The organism is Streptomyces sp. NPDC036764, from assembly GCF_055609385.1.
In genome coordinates, this window is the sequence record NZ_JBVJPT010000008.1 from 334,281 (window position 1) to 353,413 (window position 19,133).

Annotated in this window: 16 protein-coding genes and 1 pseudogene; 8 read left to right on the forward strand and 9 right to left on the reverse strand. The window is 71.1% G+C overall.

Annotation, left to right across the window (positions count from 1 at the left end):
* Positions 1 to 124: 124 nt before the first annotated feature.
* Both ACZ69Q_RS28380 and ACZ69Q_RS28385 read left to right on the forward strand, forming a co-directional pair.
* Positions 125 to 811: a TetR/AcrR family transcriptional regulator gene (locus tag ACZ69Q_RS28380; protein ID WP_471046872.1), complete on the forward strand. Its 687-nt coding sequence runs from the start codon at positions 125 to 127 to the stop codon at positions 809 to 811.
* A gap of 144 nt (positions 812 to 955) precedes the next feature.
* Positions 956 to 2,083 (forward strand): ADP-ribosylglycohydrolase family protein, encoded by a 1,128-nt coding sequence (locus ACZ69Q_RS28385; RefSeq protein WP_471046874.1) that lies wholly within the window; start codon positions 956 to 958, stop codon positions 2,081 to 2,083.
* Here ACZ69Q_RS28385 and ACZ69Q_RS28390 read toward each other — a convergent pair.
* Positions 2,080 to 2,856 (reverse strand): hypothetical protein, encoded by a 777-nt coding sequence (locus tag ACZ69Q_RS28390; protein WP_471046875.1) that lies wholly within the window; start codon positions 2,854 to 2,856, stop codon positions 2,080 to 2,082. The two genes, ACZ69Q_RS28385 and ACZ69Q_RS28390, sit on opposite strands and share 4 nt — an antisense overlap.
* A complete protein-coding gene (locus ACZ69Q_RS28395) occupies positions 2,849 to 3,430 on the reverse strand; it encodes an RNA polymerase sigma factor (RefSeq protein ID WP_471046949.1) in 582 nt (193 codons plus the stop codon). The genes ACZ69Q_RS28390 and ACZ69Q_RS28395 overlap by 8 nt, the downstream gene beginning before the upstream one ends.
* 154 nt (positions 3,431 to 3,584) lie before the next feature.
* Between ACZ69Q_RS28395 and ACZ69Q_RS28400 the strand changes: the two genes are divergently transcribed.
* Positions 3,585 to 4,064: a cupredoxin domain-containing protein gene (locus ACZ69Q_RS28400; protein WP_471046877.1), complete on the forward strand. Its 480-nt coding sequence runs from the start codon at positions 3,585 to 3,587 to the stop codon at positions 4,062 to 4,064.
* A 90-nt stretch (positions 4,065 to 4,154) separates the two neighbouring features.
* Here the strand turns inward: ACZ69Q_RS28400 and ACZ69Q_RS28405 are convergent, their stop codons facing one another.
* Together ACZ69Q_RS28405 and ACZ69Q_RS28410 are read right to left on the reverse strand one after the other, a co-directional pair.
* Complete coding sequence (locus tag ACZ69Q_RS28405; RefSeq protein WP_471046879.1) at positions 4,155 to 5,723, reverse strand: sodium:solute symporter family protein; 1,569 nt, start codon at positions 5,721 to 5,723, stop codon at positions 4,155 to 4,157.
* Positions 5,724 to 5,883: 160 nt separating this feature from the next.
* A complete protein-coding gene (locus ACZ69Q_RS28410) occupies positions 5,884 to 6,669 on the reverse strand; it encodes an SDR family oxidoreductase (protein ID WP_471046881.1) in 786 nt (261 codons plus the stop codon).
* Positions 6,670 to 6,748: 79 nt separating this feature from the next.
* On the opposite strand from ACZ69Q_RS28410, the gene ACZ69Q_RS28415 reads away from it, so the two are divergent.
* Positions 6,749 to 7,588, forward strand: a complete 840-nt coding sequence (locus ACZ69Q_RS28415) for a hypothetical protein (RefSeq protein ID WP_471046882.1) — start codon at positions 6,749 to 6,751, stop codon at positions 7,586 to 7,588.
* Positions 7,589 to 7,618: 30 nt separating this feature from the next.
* On the opposite strand, the gene ACZ69Q_RS28420 is transcribed toward ACZ69Q_RS28415, so the two are convergent.
* Together ACZ69Q_RS28420 and ACZ69Q_RS28425 are read right to left on the reverse strand one after the other, a co-directional pair.
* Positions 7,619 to 9,475: an MFS transporter gene (locus ACZ69Q_RS28420; RefSeq protein ID WP_471046884.1), complete on the reverse strand. Its 1,857-nt coding sequence runs from the start codon at positions 9,473 to 9,475 to the stop codon at positions 7,619 to 7,621.
* A gap of 196 nt (positions 9,476 to 9,671) precedes the next feature.
* On the reverse strand, positions 9,672 to 12,452 hold the full coding sequence (locus ACZ69Q_RS28425; RefSeq protein ID WP_471046886.1) for a D-alanyl-D-alanine carboxypeptidase: 2,781 nt from the start codon (positions 12,450 to 12,452) through the stop codon (positions 9,672 to 9,674).
* 251 nt (positions 12,453 to 12,703) lie between these two features.
* Here ACZ69Q_RS28425 and ACZ69Q_RS28430 point away from each other — a divergent pair, with 251 nt between their 5' ends.
* From ACZ69Q_RS28430 to ACZ69Q_RS28440, 3 genes are all read left to right on the forward strand, one after another.
* A complete protein-coding gene (locus ACZ69Q_RS28430; protein ID WP_471046887.1) occupies positions 12,704 to 13,459 on the forward strand; it encodes a GOLPH3/VPS74 family protein in 756 nt (251 codons plus the stop codon).
* A 376-nt stretch (positions 13,460 to 13,835) separates the two neighbouring features.
* Positions 13,836 to 14,693, forward strand: a complete 858-nt coding sequence (locus ACZ69Q_RS28435) for a helix-turn-helix domain-containing protein (protein ID WP_030967808.1) — start codon at positions 13,836 to 13,838, stop codon at positions 14,691 to 14,693.
* 232 nt (positions 14,694 to 14,925) lie between these two features.
* The gene (locus tag ACZ69Q_RS28440; protein ID WP_471046889.1) at positions 14,926 to 15,117 is read left to right on the forward strand and encodes a DUF397 domain-containing protein; all 192 of its coding nucleotides are present in this window, start codon (positions 14,926 to 14,928) and stop codon (positions 15,115 to 15,117) included.
* Between the two features lie 159 nt (positions 15,118 to 15,276).
* Here the strand turns inward: ACZ69Q_RS28440 and ACZ69Q_RS28445 are convergent, their stop codons facing one another.
* From ACZ69Q_RS28445 to ACZ69Q_RS28455, 3 genes and pseudogenes are all read right to left on the reverse strand, one after another.
* A complete protein-coding gene (locus ACZ69Q_RS28445; RefSeq protein WP_471046891.1) occupies positions 15,277 to 16,128 on the reverse strand; it encodes a MerR family transcriptional regulator in 852 nt (283 codons plus the stop codon).
* A gap of 85 nt (positions 16,129 to 16,213) precedes the next feature.
* Positions 16,214 to 16,723, reverse strand: coding sequence for a glutathione peroxidase (locus ACZ69Q_RS28450; protein WP_471046951.1), 510 nt, complete (start codon positions 16,721 to 16,723; stop codon positions 16,214 to 16,216).
* A gap of 90 nt (positions 16,724 to 16,813) precedes the next feature.
* Positions 16,814 to 17,767 (reverse strand): annotated as a pseudogene (locus ACZ69Q_RS28455) (ArsR/SmtB family transcription factor); the annotation flags it as partial.
* Positions 17,768 to 17,839: 72 nt separating this feature from the next.
* Between ACZ69Q_RS28455 and ACZ69Q_RS28460 the strand changes: the two are divergent.
* Entirely contained in the window at positions 17,840 to 19,033 is a 1,194-nt protein-coding gene (locus ACZ69Q_RS28460) for an MFS transporter (protein ID WP_471046893.1), read from the forward strand.
* The last annotated feature ends 100 nt before the right edge of the window (positions 19,034 to 19,133 follow it).

Genomic DNA, 19,133 nt, shown 5'->3' on the forward strand with positions numbered 1-19,133 from the left:
AAAAATAACGGTACCACTGATACTTCCAATGGATGCGCCAGCTTCTTCGGGCAGGTCGCCGGCGGCGGATCGTAGATATCAGCGATAACATCCCCGGTCACGCATGGGCGATACCATCGTCTCCATGGCACCGACCACGCAGCGGCGAGACATCACCCGGGAACGCATCGTGAAGGCCGCGGCCGGTCTGCTGCGCGACCAGGGGCCGGCCGCGGTGACCACGCGCCGCGTGGCCCAGGAGGCCGGGCTGCAGCCCCCTGCTCTCTACCGCCTCTTCCAGGACAAGGACGACCTGCTGGATGCCGCCGCGGAGCGTGTCTTCGCCGAACATGTGGCGGGCAAGCAGACCACCGCGCCCTCGGACGACCCGGTGGAAGACCTCCGCGCCGGATGGAACACGCAGATCGGCTTCGGCCTGACCAACCCGTACGTCTACGGCCTGCTGCTCGACCCGGCCCGTGCCCGCGACACCCCGGCACAGGCCAAGGGCGTGCAGATCCTCGCCGAGCGGGTGCACAGGATCGCCGCCGCCGGGCGGCTCCGGGTGAGCGAGGAACGCGCCGTCAACCTCATCCGCTCGGCGGGGATCGGAACCGTCCACACCCTGCTGACCCTGCCGCCAGGGCAAAGCGACCCGCACCTGGCCGACGCCGCCTTCGACGCGATCGCCCGCGCCATCCTCACCGACGAGCCCGCCGTCCCCACCCAGGACCCGGCGGCCGTCGTCGCGGCCTTCCGCACCCTCCTGCCGGAACTGCCCACCCTCAGCAAAGCCGAGGCCGCGCTTCTCGACGAGTGGCTGCAACGCTGATGTCACTTGGTACGGGTAAAAGCTGACCAATCGGGATCACTTCTGCGACCCCCCGCATACCGATCCGCCCCCTGAACCGACCGTCCGCGGTCGATTACAGTGACGAACTGTCGTGCGGACGGTCGCTGCAAAGGGGAGGTCTTGGTGGGTGCGATGGCCGGCGCCGTCTGGGGCCGTACCGAGCAGCAGGACTTCCGGAGCCGGGTCCGCGGCACGCTGCTCGGCGTCGCCGTCGGGGACGCCCTCGGGGCGCCCGTCGACGGGCTCGCGCTGGAGGAGATCCAGGAGCAGTACGGCGCCGAGGGCATCGCCGACCTGGGGTTCGGGTACGGGCGGCGCGGTGCCGTGAGCCATCTCACGCAGCTCACCCTGTTCTCGGTCGACGGGCTGATAAGAGCCCAGGTCAGACGGGACACCGGCGCCTGGCATCCGCCGACCGACCTGCACCGGGCGTATCTGCGCTGGGCCGCCACGCAGCGGGACTGGGGTCCCGACGAGCGCCGCAAGGACGACGGATGGCTGGCCCGCGAGGAATGGCTCTACGCCCGCCGCGACCCCACCCGCGCCCTCCTGATCGGCCTCGGCGACGAGACCATGGGCACGCTGGAGGCGCCCAAGAACTCCACCGAGCTCGGGCCCGAGGCCGTCGCCCGTTCCGCGCCCTTCGGACTGCTCGTCGGCTGGGAGCCGCAGCTCGTCGTCCAGCTCGCGGTGGAATGCGCGACGCAGACCCACGGCCACCCCATCGCCTACCTGTCGGCCGGCGCGTACGCGGTGATCGTGCACGGGCTCGCCTGCGGGGAGAGCCTCGACGGCGCCGTACAGCGGGCCCTCGCACTGCTCGCCCCGCGCCCCGGGCACGAGCCCGTGTCGGACGCCTTGCAGCACGCGCTCGGCGCCGTACGGCAGGGCATGCCCACCCCGGCGCGGGTGGAGGAGCTCGCCGCCGACGGCTCGGCGGACGGACTGCTCGCGGCGGCCGTGTACTGCGCTCTGGTCGGCGAGGACGTCCGTCACGGCCTCTGCCTCGCCGTGAATCACGACGGTCCCTCCGCCGCCGCGGCCGCCCTCACCGGCGGCCTGCTGGGCGCCCTGCACGGCGAGACCGCCCTGCCCCCGGCCTGGCTGGCCGAGCTGGAAGGGCGCCCCACGATGCTCGAACTCGCCGACGACTTCGCCATGGAGATGACCCAGGGCCCGGCGCTGCACGGACCTTCCGGGTCGTCGCCGGGGTGGCTGGCACGGTATCCGCGCGGCGGAGTTCCGTCCTAGCCGCTCTGCGGCGCGGCGAAGCGGGCCGTTGCCAGGACGGAGCCGTCCGCGGCCAGCAGTCGGGCACCGGACACGGTCTCCGGGGCGACTCGCGTAGGAGCTCCCCAGTAACCCCGGCCGGCGTCGTCGAGGGAGAACTCCCCGATGCGGACCGACGTGCCGTCCGTACGCTCCAGTCGGCAACTGACCTTCCCGGCTTCCGGGTATTCGTCGTAGCCGTCGCGTGAGCCGGCGGCCTCGGACTCCTCTTCGGCTTGGGAGCCGGATCGGGACCCGTCCGGGCCGAGGTCGACCGACATGTAGATCCAGCCCGGAGACCCGGTATAGGCGAAGATCCGGCCCACCGGTCGGTGGTCGGGGGCCAGCAAAGACGCTTCGAGCAGGCCGTGCTCCGCGCCGGAGGGCTCCGAACTCCCCGAGGAGGGAGCCGGCGCCCCCTCGATGGCCGTACCGACGGCCCAGCCGCCGAAGCCGAACCCGAGGGCCGCCGCGGCGGCGGCCGCGACCGCCACGCCCGCCCGTGGTCGCCGCCGCGTCGGCCGGTTCAGGCCCAGCCTCTGCGTCACCCGCGTCTCGAAGCCGACGGGCGGCTCGCTGTCCGGCAGGAGAGAGAGCAGTCCGTCGCCGACGAGCGTCAGCCGGTCGACGTGCTCGCGGCAGGTGGGGCAGCGGTCCAGGTGGGCGATGGCCTCGGCACGCTGCTGACCGGGGAGGACACCCAGGGCCAGCTCGTCGGCGACGCCCCTCAGCCACGCGCAGTCCCGGTCAGTCATGATCGGCTCGCTCGGGTCCGAGAACCGTCCGCAGTCTCCCCATCGCCGTCCTGATCCGCGTCTTCGCGGTGCCCAGGGGGATCCCCTCCAACTCGGAGATCTGCCGTGCGGTCATCCCGTAGATCCCGGCCATGACCACGGCACGCCCCTGCTCGCGCGGCAGGCCGGCCACCGCGGCCCGTATCCGGGACGCCGTCTCGTCGGCCACGGCCCACTGTTCGGGCGTGCGCGTCACGATGCCGAGCAGCGTGTCGAGGTCCTCGGGGGAGACCGGGGTCGCGTTGCGCGCGCGGACGGTGTCGACCGCCAGATTGTGCGTGATGGTCCCCAGCCAGGTCCTCACCGAGCCACGCCGGGAGTCGTAGACCTGCGCATGACGCCAAGCCCTTTCGAAGGCCTGCTGGGCGATGTCCTCGGCGAGCTGGCGGTCGTCGACCACGGCGATGGCGATACCGAAGACCATGCGCTGGAACCGGCGGACGAACGCGAGGGCACTCTCCGGGGCGCCGGTCGCCATTCCCGCCAGCAGCGCCTCGTCCGAGAGCCGCCCGAGTGGCAGGCCCGATCCGCGCATACCAGTGGATACGGCGAAGCTCGCCGAACGGATTCCCCCGGCGCCACGCGGGATCACGGCCCCATTCTCCCGCTTGGTGCTGTTTGCCGGAAATCCCCTGGCGCGGTCCGTCCGTACCTCTGGTCAGGAACGATTTCTCATGGAGGGCCGAGACATGGCGACGACGCTCATGACGTTCGTGCGCAGGAACGTCGGGCCCGCCCTGGCCGCCGGAGCGGCGGCGGGCATTCTCGTGGCGTGCGGAGGCGGTGACGGCGACGGTGGCGGCTCTTCGTCGTCGACCCCGGAACAAAGCGGCGAGCCGGGAGCCACCCGGGTGGACGTCAAGATGACCGACTTCAAGATGCAGTTGTCCGAGTCGACGCTGAAGGCGGGTGACTACACCTTCGTAGCCAAGAACGACGGAGGCCACGACCACGCCCTGGAGATCGAGGGCTCGGGAATGGAGAAGAAGACGCGGACGCTGGAACCCGGGGAGTCGGCGAACCTCACCATCACGCTGAAGGACGGCACGTACCAGGTCTACTGCCCGGTCGACGACCACAAGGGCATGGGCATGAAGACCGAGCTCACCGTGGGCGGCACCGCCCCGACGAACAGCGACACCAACACGTCCGGCGGCAACGGCTACTGAGCGCCTTCGACGCGAACCCGGTCAAGCCGGCAGCGGCAAGGGCGGCCCCCGGTGTGCCGGTGGCCGCCCTCTCGCTCCCTGCGCCGTTCTTCAGTCCTTCGCGCGCACCACGTCCTGCGCCCCGTCCGCCGGCGCCGGCACGGCGGCCGCCGCGGCCCCGTCGTCGTCCGTGTTGATGCGCTCGACGATTGCGAGCCGCTCCGGGGTGTCCTCCGGCTTGACGAAGCCGATGAGGATGTACAGGACCAGTGAGACCGCCAGCGGGATGGAGACCTGGTACTGGAGCGGCACCCCGCCCTCGATCTGCCAACTGATCGGGTAGTTGACCAGCCAGAAGGCGAGCAGGCCCATCGACCAGCTCACCAGGGCGGCGGTCGGGCCGGAGCGGCGGAACGGCCGCAGCAGGCCCAGCATCATCGGGATCGCCATCGGGCCCATCAGACCGGCGACCCACTTGATCACGACCGTGATGATGTCCTTGAACGTGGGGGAGTTGACCTGCGTCGCCGCCGCCATGGACAGACCGAGGAAGACGACGGTCGTGATCCGGGCGACCCGCAGCCCCTGCCCCTCGTTCCAGGCCCGCGCCCGGCGCCAGATCACCGGCGCCACGTCCCGGGTGAACACGGCGGCGATGGCGTTGGCGTCGGAGGAGCACATGGCCATGGTGTGCGAGAAGAAGCCGACGATGACCAGGCCCAACAGGCCGTGCGGCAGGAGCTGTTCGGTCATCAGGCCGTAGGAGTCCGAGCCGTCCGCCTTCTGCGACTCGACCAGCAGCGGCGACATCCACATGGGGAAGAACAGCACCACCGGCCAGACCAGCCACAGGATCGCCGACAGCCGCGCCGACCGCTCGGCCTCGTACGGGGTGGCCGTGGCCATGTACCGCTGGGCCTGGTTGAGCATGCCGCCGTTGTACTCGAAGAGCTTGATGAAGAGGAAGGCGAGCAGGAAGACGGTGCCGTACGGCCCGACCAGCGGCTCGCCGTGGCCCTGGAGCTCGGGCCGGTCCCAGGCGTCGAGGAAGCCGATGCCCTTGTCGTTCAGTTCCGCGATCACCGCGATGAACATCGCGACGCCGGCCAGCAACTGGATGACGAACTGGCCGAGTTCGGTCAGCGCGTCCGCCCACAGGCCGCCGATGGTGCAGTAGACGGCCGTGATGGTGCCGGTGATGAGGATGCCCTGGTTGAGGGACATGCCCGTGAACACCGACAGCAGCGTCGCGATGGCGGCCCACTTCGCGCCCACGTCCACGATCTTCAGCAGCATGCCGGACCAGGCCAGCGCCTGCTGGGTCTTCAGGTCGTAGCGGTTCTTCAGGTACTCCAGCGGTGAGGCCACGTGCAGTCGTGACCGCAGCCGGTTGATGCGCGGCGCGAACAGCTTCGAACCGATGGCGATGCCGAGCGCGATGGGGAAGGACCAGGTGACGAAGGACGTGACGCCGTAGGTGTAGGCGATGCCCGCGTACCCGGTGAACATCACCGCGCTGTAACCGGACATGTGATGCGAGATGCCCGAGAGCCACCAGGGCATCTTCCCGCCCGCGGTGAAGAAGTCGCTGACGTTGTCCACCCGCTTGTGCGACCAGACGCCGATCGCGACCATCACGCCGAAGTAGCCGATGAGCACGGCCCAGTCGAGACTGTTCATGTGACCCCTTCCAGGGTTCCGCCCTGTGAACGGCTCGCCCATGGTGGGTGCGCTGGCGCGGGCACGACAAGCGCACGTAGGGTCAACAGAAGGTAAAATCGTTCTGTGCGATGACCTGAGTTCAGAGATGTGAACTGCTAAATCCGCTGCAACCGTACCGTCAGCGCATCAACTCCCCGGCGTTCACCAGGAGCGACTGCCCGGTGATGGCCCGCGCCAGATCGGACGCGAGGAACACCGCCGCGTTGGCGACATCCCCGTCCGTGGCCAGCTCGGGCAGGGCCATCCGCTGCGTCAGCCGCTTCAGCACCTCCGCTTCGGGTGCCCCCTCCGTCTGCGCGGTGAACTGGACGTACGCCTGCACCGGAGGCCCCCACATCCAGCCCGGCAGCACGGTGTTGACCCGGATGCGGTGCGGGCCCAGCTCCCGGGCGAGCGAGTACATGGCGCTGGTGAGCGCGCCCTTGGAGGCGGCGTAGGCGGCCTGGCGCACCTGGGACGGCGCGGCCACGGCGGACTGGGTGCCGATGAACACCACCGAGCCGCCGCACTCCTTCAGCGCCGGCAGACAGGCGCGGGTCATCCGCAGCGAGCCCAGCAGGTTCACGTCGATCACCGACTGCCAGGTGGCGAAGTCGGCGTCCTCCAGCCCGCCGAAGTAGGAGTCCCAGGCGGCGACATGGACCACGCCGTCGATCCCCCCGAACCGCTCCCGGGCCAGCGCGGCCAGCGCCTCGCACTGCCCCTCGTCGGTGATGTCGGTCGCCCGGTACGCCGTGTGCGTCCCGTCGGGATCGAACTCGGCGGCGCTCTTCGCCAGGTTCGCCTCCGTGCGCGCCCCGAGCACGGCGTTCCCGCCGTCCCGTACGACCGCAGCCGCGACCTGATGGCCCAGCCCGGCGCCCACTCCCGAGACGACGACGGTCTTGCCGGTGAGCAGTGACATCGAGACCTCCCTGACTCTGGCGCATTATCTGACGGGGCGTCAGAGTATGGGCGTCCGAGGCAGGAAGGAAGGGAACGGCATGAGCGAGGACACCCGCAGCGAGGTGTACGCCGAACTGGCCGCCGTCGGCCCGTACGGAGTCCGCCCCGGCCACGCCCTGATCACCATGGTCGAACCGCACCCGGGCCACGAGTACGCCTACAACCGCTGGTACGAGGACGACCACTACTACGCCGGCGCGATGGCGATGCCCTGGATGTACGCGGGCCGCCGCTGGGTGGCGACCAGGGACCTGCAGCTTCTGCGCTACCCGGAGAAGTCGGCGATAGCCCAGCCGGTCACCGCCGGCTGCTACATCTCCACGTACTGGATCACCGCCGGCCGCTACGCCGACCACATGCGCTGGACCGTCGGCATCAACAAGCGCCTCAACCGCGACGCCCGCGTCTACCAGGACCGCACCCACGTCTTCACGGCGTTCCAGGACCACGAGGCGACGGTGTACCGCGACGGCGCGGCCGGCCCCCGCGACTTCCACGCCCTGGACCACCCCTACGCGGGCCTGGTCGTGCAGGTCGTCGACGCCGCCTCACCCGAGCAGCGCGCCGAGCTGCTGGAGTGGCTGCGCGCCCGTCACCTCCCCAAGCGCCTGGCGGGCTCCCCGGCCGCGCTGGTGACGGTCTTCCGGCCCACGCCCCTGCCGCTGGACCGCATGTCGTACGTCAAGCAGGTCGAGGGCGTCGACACCCGGCTGACCCTGCTGTGGTTCCTGGAGGCCGACCCGCGTCAGTGCTGGGAGCCCACCTTCACCGGCCTGGACACGGCGGTGGAGGAGGCGGGCCTTGGACGGGTGGAGCTGGTGGCGCCGTTCGTCCCGACGGTGCCGGGCACGGACCGGTACGTGGACCGGCTGCGCTGACCGGACGCGCCCCGGCGCCGGCCGGCCGGGTCAGCGCAGCTCCTCCGGGCAGGGGGTGCCGCGCGGCACCGTGTAGGGCGCGGCCAGCCGGTAGGTGCCCGCCTTCGGGGCGACCAGGGTCGTCCACCTGTCGCCGAGGGCGTCCTCCTCCGTCTCCGTCAGGCAGCCGTTGACGTTGTCGTACGACTTCGGCTCGCCGTCGGGGCGGTCCTTGGACTCCTCGGTCTCCTTCGGCGGGTCGAGCTTCTTGCCGTCGGCGTCGACGATGCTCAGCCAGGGCGAGTAGGGGATGCGGATGAGGATGCGGCCGGGCTTGCTGACCCGCATCGTCATCTCGCCCTGCTCGGCCCGCTCGACGACGGCGTTCGGCTCGGCGAGCGGCGCCGGGGCGGTCACCTGGAAGAGCTGCCAGTTGGCGTCGCCCCACACCTGCTTCAGATACGGCATGCCGCGCTGCACCAGCTCCCGCTCGCGCTCCGCCGCCGAGGGGTCCGGCTCGTCCTTGGGCAGCACCACGAAGTGCACGGCCCAGCGCTGGAGCCACTCGCGGTAGTTCGCGGAGTTGAGGGTGTCGTCGTAGAAGAGCGGGTTGCGCTCCATGTCGGCCTGGCGGTTCCAGCCGCGGGCCAGGTTCACGTACGGCGCGAGGGCGGAGGCCTCACGGTGGGAGCGGGCCGGGACGACCTCGACGCGGCCCTTCTCGGCGCCGACCTCCTGGAGCTCGTTGACGAGCGGCGCCAGCTCGCGCGCCCAGGACGCGGCCGGGGCGGCGTGAATGATGTCGTCGACGGTCTTGTAGCCGATCCAGCCGACGAAGGTGAGCAGCGCCAGCACGCCCGCGTACCACTTGCGCGAGCGGGGCACCGTATAGGGCAGCGCGGCCACCAGCGCCGTCCCGGCGAACAGCATCGCCAGGCGCGTGATGTTGGAACCGATCTGCGAGCTGACCACCCAGACCAGGACGACCGAGAGGCCGTACACCGCGGACACCAGCCGGACCGTCTTCCACTCCTCGGGCACGATCAGGAAGGTGACGACGGCGCACAGCAGCGGCAGGAGCACCGATCCGATCACCATCGGCTGGGTGCCGGAGAAGGGGAACAGCCAGGCCGACACCGCGACCACGACCGTCGGCGCGATGCCCAGCGCCCAGGCGCCCGGCCGGCGCTTCTGGAGGAACAGCGCCACCGCCACGAAGCCCACGAACAGCCCGGCGACCGGCGACGCCATGGTGGCGAGCGCGGCCAGCGGCGCCGCGCACAGCGCCTTCGCCCAGCGTTTGTAGCGCCAGCGGTACGGCCAGCAGAACACGACGGCGACCGCGCCCAGCGCGAACATGGTGCCCAGACCGAAGGTGACCCGCCCGGAGATCGCGTTGGCGATGAACCCGAAGACCCCGGCGAGCGCGGCCCACAGCGGATTGCGCACCGAACGGCTGCGCAGCAGGACCAGCGTCAGCAGGCCCGCGGAGATGGTCCCCGCGATCATCATCGTCGTACGGACGCCGAGCACCGACATCAGATACGGCGACACCACGCTGTACGACACCGGGTGCATGCCGCCGTACCAGGCCAGGTTGTAGGCCGAGTCCGGGTGCCGGCCGACGAACTCGGCCCAGGCGTCCTGGGCCGCGAGATCGCCGCCGCTGTTCGCGAACGTGAAGAACCAGACGATGTGGAGAAGCCCGGCCAGGGCCGTGACGGACAGCACCGGGTGACGCAGCAGACGCTCACGCAGGGTGCCGAGGGCGGCGGTCAGCCGCGACGGAGGTCTGTCCTCCGCAGGGCTTGGACCCTCTCCCGTGCGTGGCGCGGGTACGCGTATTCGCGGACCGGCTCCCCGTTCCGGATCGGCGTCGTCGGCGCGTGTCGGCTCCGCAGTGGCCACGTCTGAGGCACTCCCCGTGCTGTCCCGTCTTCTGTTCTGGCCGCGTCCCGTTTCCCGCGTGTTGCCGGCCCAGACCCTGAAGGTTCTCCGGTCGCGCCTTGCGAGCGACGACCTGCCCGTTTCGTGACGCTAGCACGCAGCCCGCCGACGAGCGCCGTCGGCGGGCTGCGCGAGGGTCCCTTCGGATGCCCGAGGGTCAGGCGATACGGGTCAGCTTGTCCGTGAAGCCCGGCTCGGTCAGCTCCGTCTGGAGGGCGACCGGGATCTTGACCGCGCCGCTGCTGCCGTCGCCCACGGTGAGCGTGCCCACCTGGGTGCCGGCCTTCGCGGTGTGCGGCACCTCGTCGGGCGCGAAGGTCAGCTTCACCTTCAGGCCCGACCAGCCGATCGCCGTGACGTCCTTGGTGGCGACGACCGCGGTGCGACCGCCGAGACCGTCGTCGACGTACCCGACGACGTCGCCCTTCTTCAGGATCGTCGCCGACTGAAGCGCGTCCTGCGCGGCGCGGATGAGCTGGTCGCCGCCGTCCAGCGCGGCGCTCAGGATGGTGTTCTCCGGACCGCCGGCGGGCTGGCGGACGACGGCGCCGACGATGGTCCGGGTCTCGCCGCCGATCTCCTTCTTCGCGGCGAACACGAGGTTGCCGAGGGCGGAGGTGGTGGTGCCGGTCTTGATGCCGACGACGTCGTTCTTGCCGACGAGCTGGTTCCAGTTGGAGTGGTTCGTCCCCTTGTAGTCGTCGTACGACATCATCGCGGCGACCTCACGGAAGGCGGGGAACTTCATCGCCGCCTTGGCGAGCTTCACCTGGTCCACGGCCGTGCTGACGGTGGTGTCGTTCAGGCCGGAGGGGTCGGTGTACGTCGTGTTCGTCATGCCGAGGTCCTTGGCGGCGGCGTTCATCTTCGCCACGAACGACTTCTCCGAGCCGGCGTCCCAACGGGCCAGCAGCCGGGCCACGTTGTTCGCGGATGCGATCAGGATGCTCTCAAGGGCCTCGCGCTGGGTGATCTCGTCACCGGCGGTGACGTCGACCGTCGACTCCTGGCCCGCGTTCGACTGGTCCTCCGCGAGCTGGTCGATCTTGATCTTCGGGCCCTCGTCGCCGCTCTTGAGCGGGCGGTCGCGCAGGACGAGGTACGCGGTCATGACCTTGGCGACACTGGCGATCGGAACGGGCTTCTGGTCGCCGGAGGAGCCGAAGGTGCCGATGCCGTCGACGTCCAGCGCGGCCTGGCCGTCGGCGGGCCACGGAATGTCGATCTTGCTGCCGTCGAAGGTGTAGGAGTCCTTGGCGGTCAGCTCCAGGGTGGGGGCCGGGAGCGGGCGCACCGACTGCACGACCGCGAAGACGATCGCGAGCAGGATGACCAGGGGCGTCCAGATCTTGACCCGCCGGATGGCGGTCCGGACCGCGGTGTCCGGGGGCGGCGGGGTGTTCGTCAGCTCGGCCAGCAGATCGAGCGGCGGCTTCGGCGGCAGCGGCTGCTGGGTGGTGCGCTCGGGGCCGATCTGCGGGACGGCGGCGGTGACGTCCGGGGCGCTCGGGGTGACGGGCGGCTTCGGAGCGTCCGGGGTGACCGGCGGCTTCGGAGCGTCCGGGGTGATGGGCGGCTTCGGGGCGCTCGGGGTGACCGGCGGCTTCGGGGCGCTCGGGGTGACCGGCGGCTTCGGGGCGTCCTGCCGGATGTCCGGCTTCAGCGCGACGAACTTGCTGGTGCGCTCGGCGGGAGCCTCGGGCTGGGGGGCCTTCAGCATGGTCGTCGGCTGGTCGACGGAGGGCTTGGCGGGCCGTACGGCCTTGAAGACGGCGGTCGGCTGATCGACGTGCTTGCCCGCACCACCGTCGCCCTTGGCCGCACCAGCGTCGCCCTTGGCCGGCGCACCATCCTTGGCCGGCGCGTCGGTCTTGGCGTCCTTGCCGGGAGCGGCGTCCTCGGGGGCTCCGGTGGCGGAGGCCCGGCGGGGGTCCTTCGGGGCGGCGTCCTTTGCCTTGTCGGCTCCGTCGGCGGCCGTAGCTGCCTCGGGGGTCTTGGAGGGCTCGTCGGCGTCGGCGTCCTTGGTGGAGCCTTCAGAGGCGGCGGCAGCGTCCTTGTCGGCCCCGGCGGGCGCCTCAGGGGCCTCAGACGCCTCAGGGGCCTCGTCCGAGCCGTCCTCGGCGGTCGTGGAGGCGTCGTCGTCGGAGGCCGCGGTGGCGTCCGCCTCGACATCGCTGTCGGCACTCTCGGCAGCGCCGTCCGCGTCCGACGCCGTGTCCTTGCCGTCGGTGTCCGACGTGGCCACCCAAGCCGCCACGGCGGCCTTCAGCCGGTCGTCGCTCGACCCGGACTCGGCGTCACCGTCGGTCCTGGCGTCCTGCGCGTCTTTCGCGTCCGCCTCGGCCTTCGCGCCCTGCGCCGGCTCGGCATCCGCGGCATCGCCCGCCCCGGCACGCTCGGCCACGGCATCCGTGCCTTCGGCACCGTCGGCATCCGCTGCCGCGTCTTCGGCGTCCGGGACATCCGCCTTCGCGTCCTCGGCGTCCGGCGCATCGCCCGCAGCGGTCGCCGTGCCCGCCGCGTCCTTCGCGTCCGTCTTCGCGTCTTCGGCGTCCGCCGTCGCGTCCTGCGCATCGCCCGCCGTACCCGCCGCGTTCTTCGCGTCCGCCGTCGCGTCCGTCTTCGCGTCCCCGGCCTCCGCCGTCGCGTCGTCCGCGTCGTCAGGCCCGGAGTTCCCGGCGTCCTCGGACTCCAGCTCGGCCCGCACCGCCTCCAGTTCGCGGCGGGACAGTACCCGCGTCGCCGTGTCCACGCCGCCGCGGGACGCCGCCGGCTTCTGCGGGGCCGTGGTCTCCCGGGCCACCGCGAGGCGCGGGTCGCGCTTCTCGCCGCCGCCCTCGGGTTCGGGCCTGGATTCGGGAACCGGAATCGCGCTCCCCGACGTCGGTTCTGCCGACGACTCGCGCTGCTTCGACCTGTCGGGGGACTCGCCCGCCACCGATGCCTCCTCCATGTGCCGCCGCACGGCCTCCGTGCGTCTGCCGAACCGTGAGCCGTCGCCCGGACACCGCGCCCGCACGATCCCGTGCCGCTGCCCGAACCATGTACCAGTGTCCTGTGCGCGGCCCCCCACTGACGCGGTAGACGAGAACGACATACCTACCGGTTCCCTTACGAACCGGTCACGCACTCTCGACAGACCAATGTGAGAGGGGTCACCCTGTCTTTCATCCACGCGGGGAGGCATGGATGGGCAGGAGCCGCAGAACACTTCCGGAGGAGCTTCTGCTGCTGGCGCTGGACCCGACCACGGGTACCACCGCACAGCCGCAGTCGCTCGACCTCGGTCTGGCCGGAGCGCAGCTAGTGGAGCTCGCGCTGGCCGGACGTATAGCCCCTGACGGGGATCGTATCGCCGTGGTGGCACCACGGCCGACTGGAGATCCAACACTGGACTGCGCACTGGAGTTGCTGCGAAGGCGTGGCGCTCCGGTCCGTGCCGTCCACTGGATCGGCGGGCCCCGGCTGGGGCTGCGCCAGACCTACCTCTCGCATCTGGAGCGGTGCGGCATGGTTGCCGCGGTGGCAGGCCAGATGTGCGGAGTGCTTCCGACGACTCGCTACCAGGCGACGGACACCGACATCAGCCGGGAGATCAGGGCCCGGCTGGATTCCGCGATCCGCACCGGCGTACCGCCGGACCCGCGGACCGCGGCGCTCGCCGCCCTGGCGCACGCGGTCGGTCTCGGCAAGCACCTGTACCCGGGCAACGAGGGGCGTTCCTCTCGGTCCCGGCTCAGGGACCTGATCAGGCACGACCCCATGGGCGGTCTCGTCGCGCACGCCGTGATGGACGTCCAGAACGGCGCGGCGGCCCAGCCGCGTCGCAACCCGGCCCCGGCCGGCCGGCAGGCCGCCCCCGGAGGCAGGGCCGCAGCGGAACCCGCCCGTGGCGTTCCGGTGCAGCCGCGCCGCGGATCCATGGCGCGTGTCGTGGCCCACTGAGCCGCAGTTCCACGACTCGCATCACCGGATCCGGCGCACGCACCACCTGATCCAGCACGCGCACCACCCGCACCACAGGCACGACCCGCACACCACGCACGCGAAGTGCGCCGCCGCACCGCAGTCCCCAAGACCGGTACGGGAGCCGCTGGTCCGCGCGGGGCGACGGGACCGTACGTCCGCACATCCGCACCGCCGGATGGCGTCACGGTCCCGCCGCCCCGCGCGGCCGCATGTGCGGGGGACTTGGCGAACTGGCGTGTATCCAGCGCATATCCACCGTTTCCCAGCGGTAGTAAGCACCTTGGTGGCAGTCTGCTCAACAGCAGATACGCAAAGTGGCAATCGCAGGCAGGCAGCCGGAGGTGCACGTCCCGTGGCGTCCAATGTCAATCCCACCGTCAGGCGACGCCGGCTGGGCCAGGAGCTGCGCCGGCTCCGCGAGCTCAAGGGCATGACGGCCGAGGAAGTGGCCGAGCGGCTGCTGGTGTCGCAGTCGAAGATCAGCCGTCTGGAGAACGGACGGCGCAGCATCAGCCAGCGCGACGTCCGTGACCTGTGCGGGGTCTACGAGGTGGAGGACCACCGGATCGTGGACTCGCTGATGCAGATGGCCAAGGATTCGCGCCAGCAAGGATGGTGGCACTCCTTCGGCGACATCCCCTACAGCGTCTACATCGGGCTGGAGACGGACGCGGCGAGCCTGCGCGTGTACGACCCGCAGGTCGTCCCGGGGTTGTTGCAGACCAAGCAGTACGCCGAGGCCCTGATCGCCGGGGCGCTGCCGGAGACGGCGCAGGCCGAGATCGAGAAGCGGGTCCAGGTGCGCATGCGCCGACAGGAACGAATCTCCACCGAGGAGAACCCGCTGCGGCTGTGGACGGTCCTGGACGAGGCCGCCCTGCGTCGTGTGGTCGGCAACCGCTCGCTCATGCGCGACCAGTTGGAGCAGCTCGTCGAGCAGTCCCAGTTGCCGCACGTCACCGTGCAGGTCATCCCGTTCGACATGGGAGCGCACCCGGGCCTCAACGGGCAGTACGCGATCCTGGAGTTCCCGGACGCGGCCGACTCCAGCGTCGTCTACATCGAGGGCGTCACCAGCGACCTGTACCTGGAGAAGGCGAACGACGTCCAGAAGTACAGCGTGATGTACGAGCACCTGCGGGCGCAGGCCCTGAACGTGGACCAGTCGCGGCAGTTCATCGCGGACATCGCGAAGGAATACGCGCGCTGAGCACCCGTCCGGCCGGAGAAGAGCCGCACGGTACACCGTCCCCCGGCCGGGATGGAAGACTCCACTGGAATATGCCACCCACCCGAGTGAATAGTCGCTTCGTCAGCCGATGTTGGCGAGTAGCGTCGATCACGCCACCGAACAACAAGGTTGGCGTGAATCGTCCTGCGGGATCCGGTCCGGACGCGCAGGGCGGTGACAGCAACTCAACATCTGGTAATTCGGAGCGAACATGGCAATTCGTCAGGGTGCCACGGACACGTGGACCAAGTCCTCGTACTCGACAGGTAACGGCGCGTGCGTCGAGGTCAAGTCGCCGCTCGTAGCGGCCATGGCGGTGCGGGACTCCAAGGTGCCCGAGGGCCCCGTCCTGGCGTTCCCCGCGGACGCGTGGAACACCTTCGTGGCGTCGGTCAAGGCGTAAGGGGCGGGGCTGTCTGAACCCGCACCTTCCACCGACCGGCGACCGACAACTGCACAAGCACGACAAGAGCCCTCTCGACCAGCCCGCCGTCCTTGCCGAGAGGGCTCGGCTGTGCCCCGTGGGCCGGCCGGTGCCGGCCCACGGATCAGCCGACCGGGATCACCTCACCGGGAACGCCACATCGCACACCGGATCCTGCGCCCCCGCCGCCTCCCAGTCCGCGAAGTACACCTCACGGCACGGGCCTGCCTGTTCCAGACCCTCCCGGGCGATCCACTCCTCCACCGCCTCGAAGGCGGCGAGGATCTGCGGATGGGCCACCTGGGCCTTGGTGATCCGGGTGTAGGCCAGCCTCTGGGCGGGTCGCACACTCACCTTCGTCTCCCAGGTACGGCCGTGCTTGTCGGCCCACGCCCGCGCCGCCGCCTCGTCGGCGACCGGCACACAGGACTCGGCCGGGCCGTCGCTCTCCATCGACACCTCGGAGTGGTAGACGACGAACGGCGGCGCGGTGACACCGCCGCACTCGCCCGCCGCCGCCTCCAGCCGGCCCAGCGACGCCCCGATCCAGGCCGGCAGCTCGCCCGCCAGCACATGCCGGGCCTCGCTGATCACCACCTGCTCGGGCACGTCCACCGTCTCGACCACGAACTTTCCGTACATCTCGGAGCTCCTCCCCGACAGTCGTCCACGGAGGTATTCGGCGAGGGTGCGCTGTCCCGCCACCCGGACCTCGACGTCCGCCCAGTACGCGGCGAGCCGGTCGGCGGCCGTCGCCCCGTCCGGGGCCTCCACGACCTCCGCGATCAGGGCGAGCGGCATGTCCAGTTGGCGCAGCAGTGCCACCAGACGGGCCCGCTCGACCTGGTCGGCGCGGTAGTAGCGGTAGCCGCTGGCCTCGTCGACCTGCGCGGGCGGCAGCAGCCTCAGGCGGTCGTACAGCCGCAGCGCCTTGGCCGAGAGCCGGGCCCGCGCGGCGAACGCGCCGATGGTGAGCAGTTCGTCGTCCACGGCCTCATCCTCCGTCACCGGGCGGCTCGATCCGCCCGGTGACAAGGAGGCTCAGCCCTGCCCCAGGGGCAAGGTCAACGGCCGCTCAGGCGAGCTGGCCCTCGACGGCCGCCACGAGCTCGGCGGCCTCCGGCTCGGTCTGCGGCGAGAAGCGGGCGACGACGGTGCCGTCGCGGCCGATCAGGAACTTCTCGAAGTTCCAGCGGATGTCGCCGGTGTGTCCCTCGGCGTCGGCGAAGTCCACGAGGCGCTCGTACAGCGCGTGCCGGCCCTCCCCGTTCACCTCGACCTTCTCGGTCATCGGGAAGGTCACGCCGTACGTCGCCGAGCAGAACTCCGCGATCTCGTCGGCGGTGCCGGGCTCCTGGCCCATGAACTGGTTGCAGGGCACGCCGAGCACGGTGAAGCCGCGCTCCGCGTAGCGCTCCTGGAGCTTCTCCAGGCCGTTGTACTGCGGGGTGAGTCCGCACTTGGACGCCACGTTCACGATGAGGACCGCCTGGCCGGCGTACTGGGCGAGGTCGGCGGCGCCGCCGGTGAGGGCGTTGATGTTGACGTCGAGGGGGGAGTTTTCGTTGCTGTCTGCAGTCGTCATGAGGCGGATGCTAACTCCGGTGGGTGAGCCGGATGGAAACCCGCGGGTTGAGTGTGGCCGGTCGCGCAGTTCCCCGCGCCCCTGAAGGGGCGCGTCCACCAGTACGTCTCCTGCCGCTGTTCTGGAATACAGCATGGAACGCCCGGCTCGTCGGCGCTCCACGAGCCCGGCGTCCCGCAGCACCCGCAGATGCCGCCCCACCGAACCCAGGCCCTGCCCGGTCACGGCGACCAGATGGGTCGTACTGAGAGGGGAGCCGAGAAGCACGAGTACCTCCGCGCGCGCCGATCCGAGCAGCGCCTCCAGGCTCGCCGCCGCGCGCCGGGCGCCGGGGTCGGTCAGGGCGCCTGTGCAGGCGTAGACGAGGGCGTATCGGTCGGGCTCCTCCCAGGAGACCCAGCCGGTCTTCGGGGTGACCGGCATGAAGACCAGCTCGGCGCCGGAGATCTCGCGGGGCGGGTACTCGTTGAGGTTCACCTGGAGCCGGTTCCCGCCCAGCCAGCGGGTCTGCCCCGGCCGCAGGGAGTCCAGCACCGCCGCCCAGCCGCCCTGGCTCACCCGCGCGGTCCGGGCGGCGACGTCCGCCTCCAGGATCCGCCGGCGCCGGTCCCAGGACGGCCGTACCGCCCGGGTCCAGACGTGTTCGAGGAGTGCGGCGGCACGGTCGGGAAGGTCGTCGCGGTCCAGTGCGGCGGGCAGGGGGCCGGCGAGGGAGACGGTGAGGTTGGCGCGGGCCGCGGCGGGGTCGGCCGAGCGGACCCGGGCGACGACCTCCTCGAAGGTCTCCCCGTCCTTGGGGGTGGGGGCGATGAAGTCGGCGATCCAGGACCGGCCGAGGGCGGCGCGCACGAGCTGTGCGGTCGCGGGGTCGGCGGCGAGGCGGGCGCGGTAGGCGGGCAGGTGGGCGCGGAGCCAGACCTGCTCGCCGGGGTGCGCGGGGATGCCCGCGTGCAGCAGCTTCAGGCTCGCGAAGGTCTCGGCGAACGGGGAGATGACGAAGCGGCTGCGGACGAGCGTGTCCGCGTTGAGCTGCCACCAGCCCATGAGCTCCCCCCGGTGTTTTCGCGTCCGCGCGAAACAATACGACCGCCGCTCGCACCCCCGCAGACTCCGCGCATGCGCAGCTACCGCGAGCTCTTCCGCACCCCCGAGTTCACTCCGTTCTTCCTTGCCTCCGCGGCCCAGGGCGCGGCCCTGACGATCGGCGGGCTGGCGCTCGCCACGCTGGTCTACCGGGCCACCGACTCGCCGCTGCTGTCGGCGGTGAGCATGTTCGGGCCGCAGCTCGCGCAGATGCTCGGGGCGACCTTCCTCCTGTCGGGCGCCGACCGGCTGCCCCCGCGGGCGACGCTGAGCAGCATCAGCCTCGCCTTCGCCGGCTGCACCGCGGTGCTGGCGCTGCCCGGCCTGCCGATCGGGGCGGTCTTCGGCGTCGTCTTCCTCCAGGGCCTGATCGCCTCGCTGGGCGGGGGAGTGACCGGGGGCCTGCTCAACGAGATCCTGCCCAAGGACGGCTTCGTGCTGGGCCGTTCGGTGTTCAACATGGTCTTCGGGCTGGTGCAGGTCGTCGGTTTCGCGACGGGCGGCGCCCTGCTGACGCTGCTGTCCCCCCGTACCTGTCTGCTCCTGTCGGCGGCGCTGTACGCCCTCGCGTCCCTCGTCATCCGGCTGGGCCTGACGGCCCGCCCGCCGCGCTCCTCGGGCCGCCCCTCGGTCTCGGCGACCTGGCGCACGAACGCCCTCTTGTGGTCCTCGCGCCCCCGCCGCCTCACCTACCTGGGCATGTGGCTCCCCAACGGTCTGATCGTCGGCTGTGAATCCCTCTTCGTGTCCTACGACTCCGGCGCTGCCGGCGCCCTGTTCGCCTGTGCGGCGCTGGGCATGTTCGCCGGTGATCTGAGCGTGGGCCGCTTCGTACCGCCCGCCCTGCGCCCCCGGCTCCCCGTCCCGCTCCTCGTGCTGCTGGCCACGCCGTACCTGCTCTTCGCACTGCGGCCCGGCATGCCGTGGGCCGCCCTGGCCGTGTGCGTCGCCTCCGTCGGCTTCGGCGCGACCCTCGCCCAGCAGGAGCGGCTGATGGCCCTCACCCCCGACGAACTCGCGGGCCACGCCCTCGGATTGCGCGCCGCCGGGATGCTCACCATGCAGGGCGTCGCCGCGGCCCTCGCCGGTACGGTGGCCCAACTGACCTCGCCCGCAGTGGCGATGACCGTCATGGCGCTCGCCTCGCTCGCCGTGACCCTGACGCTCGCGACGGCCGGCCGCCGTCAGGTGCGGGACAGCGGGCCGGTGACCGCCGCCGCGGAGTGAGCCCGGTCGCAGCAGCTTCAGCGGGGCCACGCGCACCCCTTTTCGGTCGCCCAAGAGGGGAGTTTTTCCCACTGCGTCAGCACCCCGACGGTCGCGACAA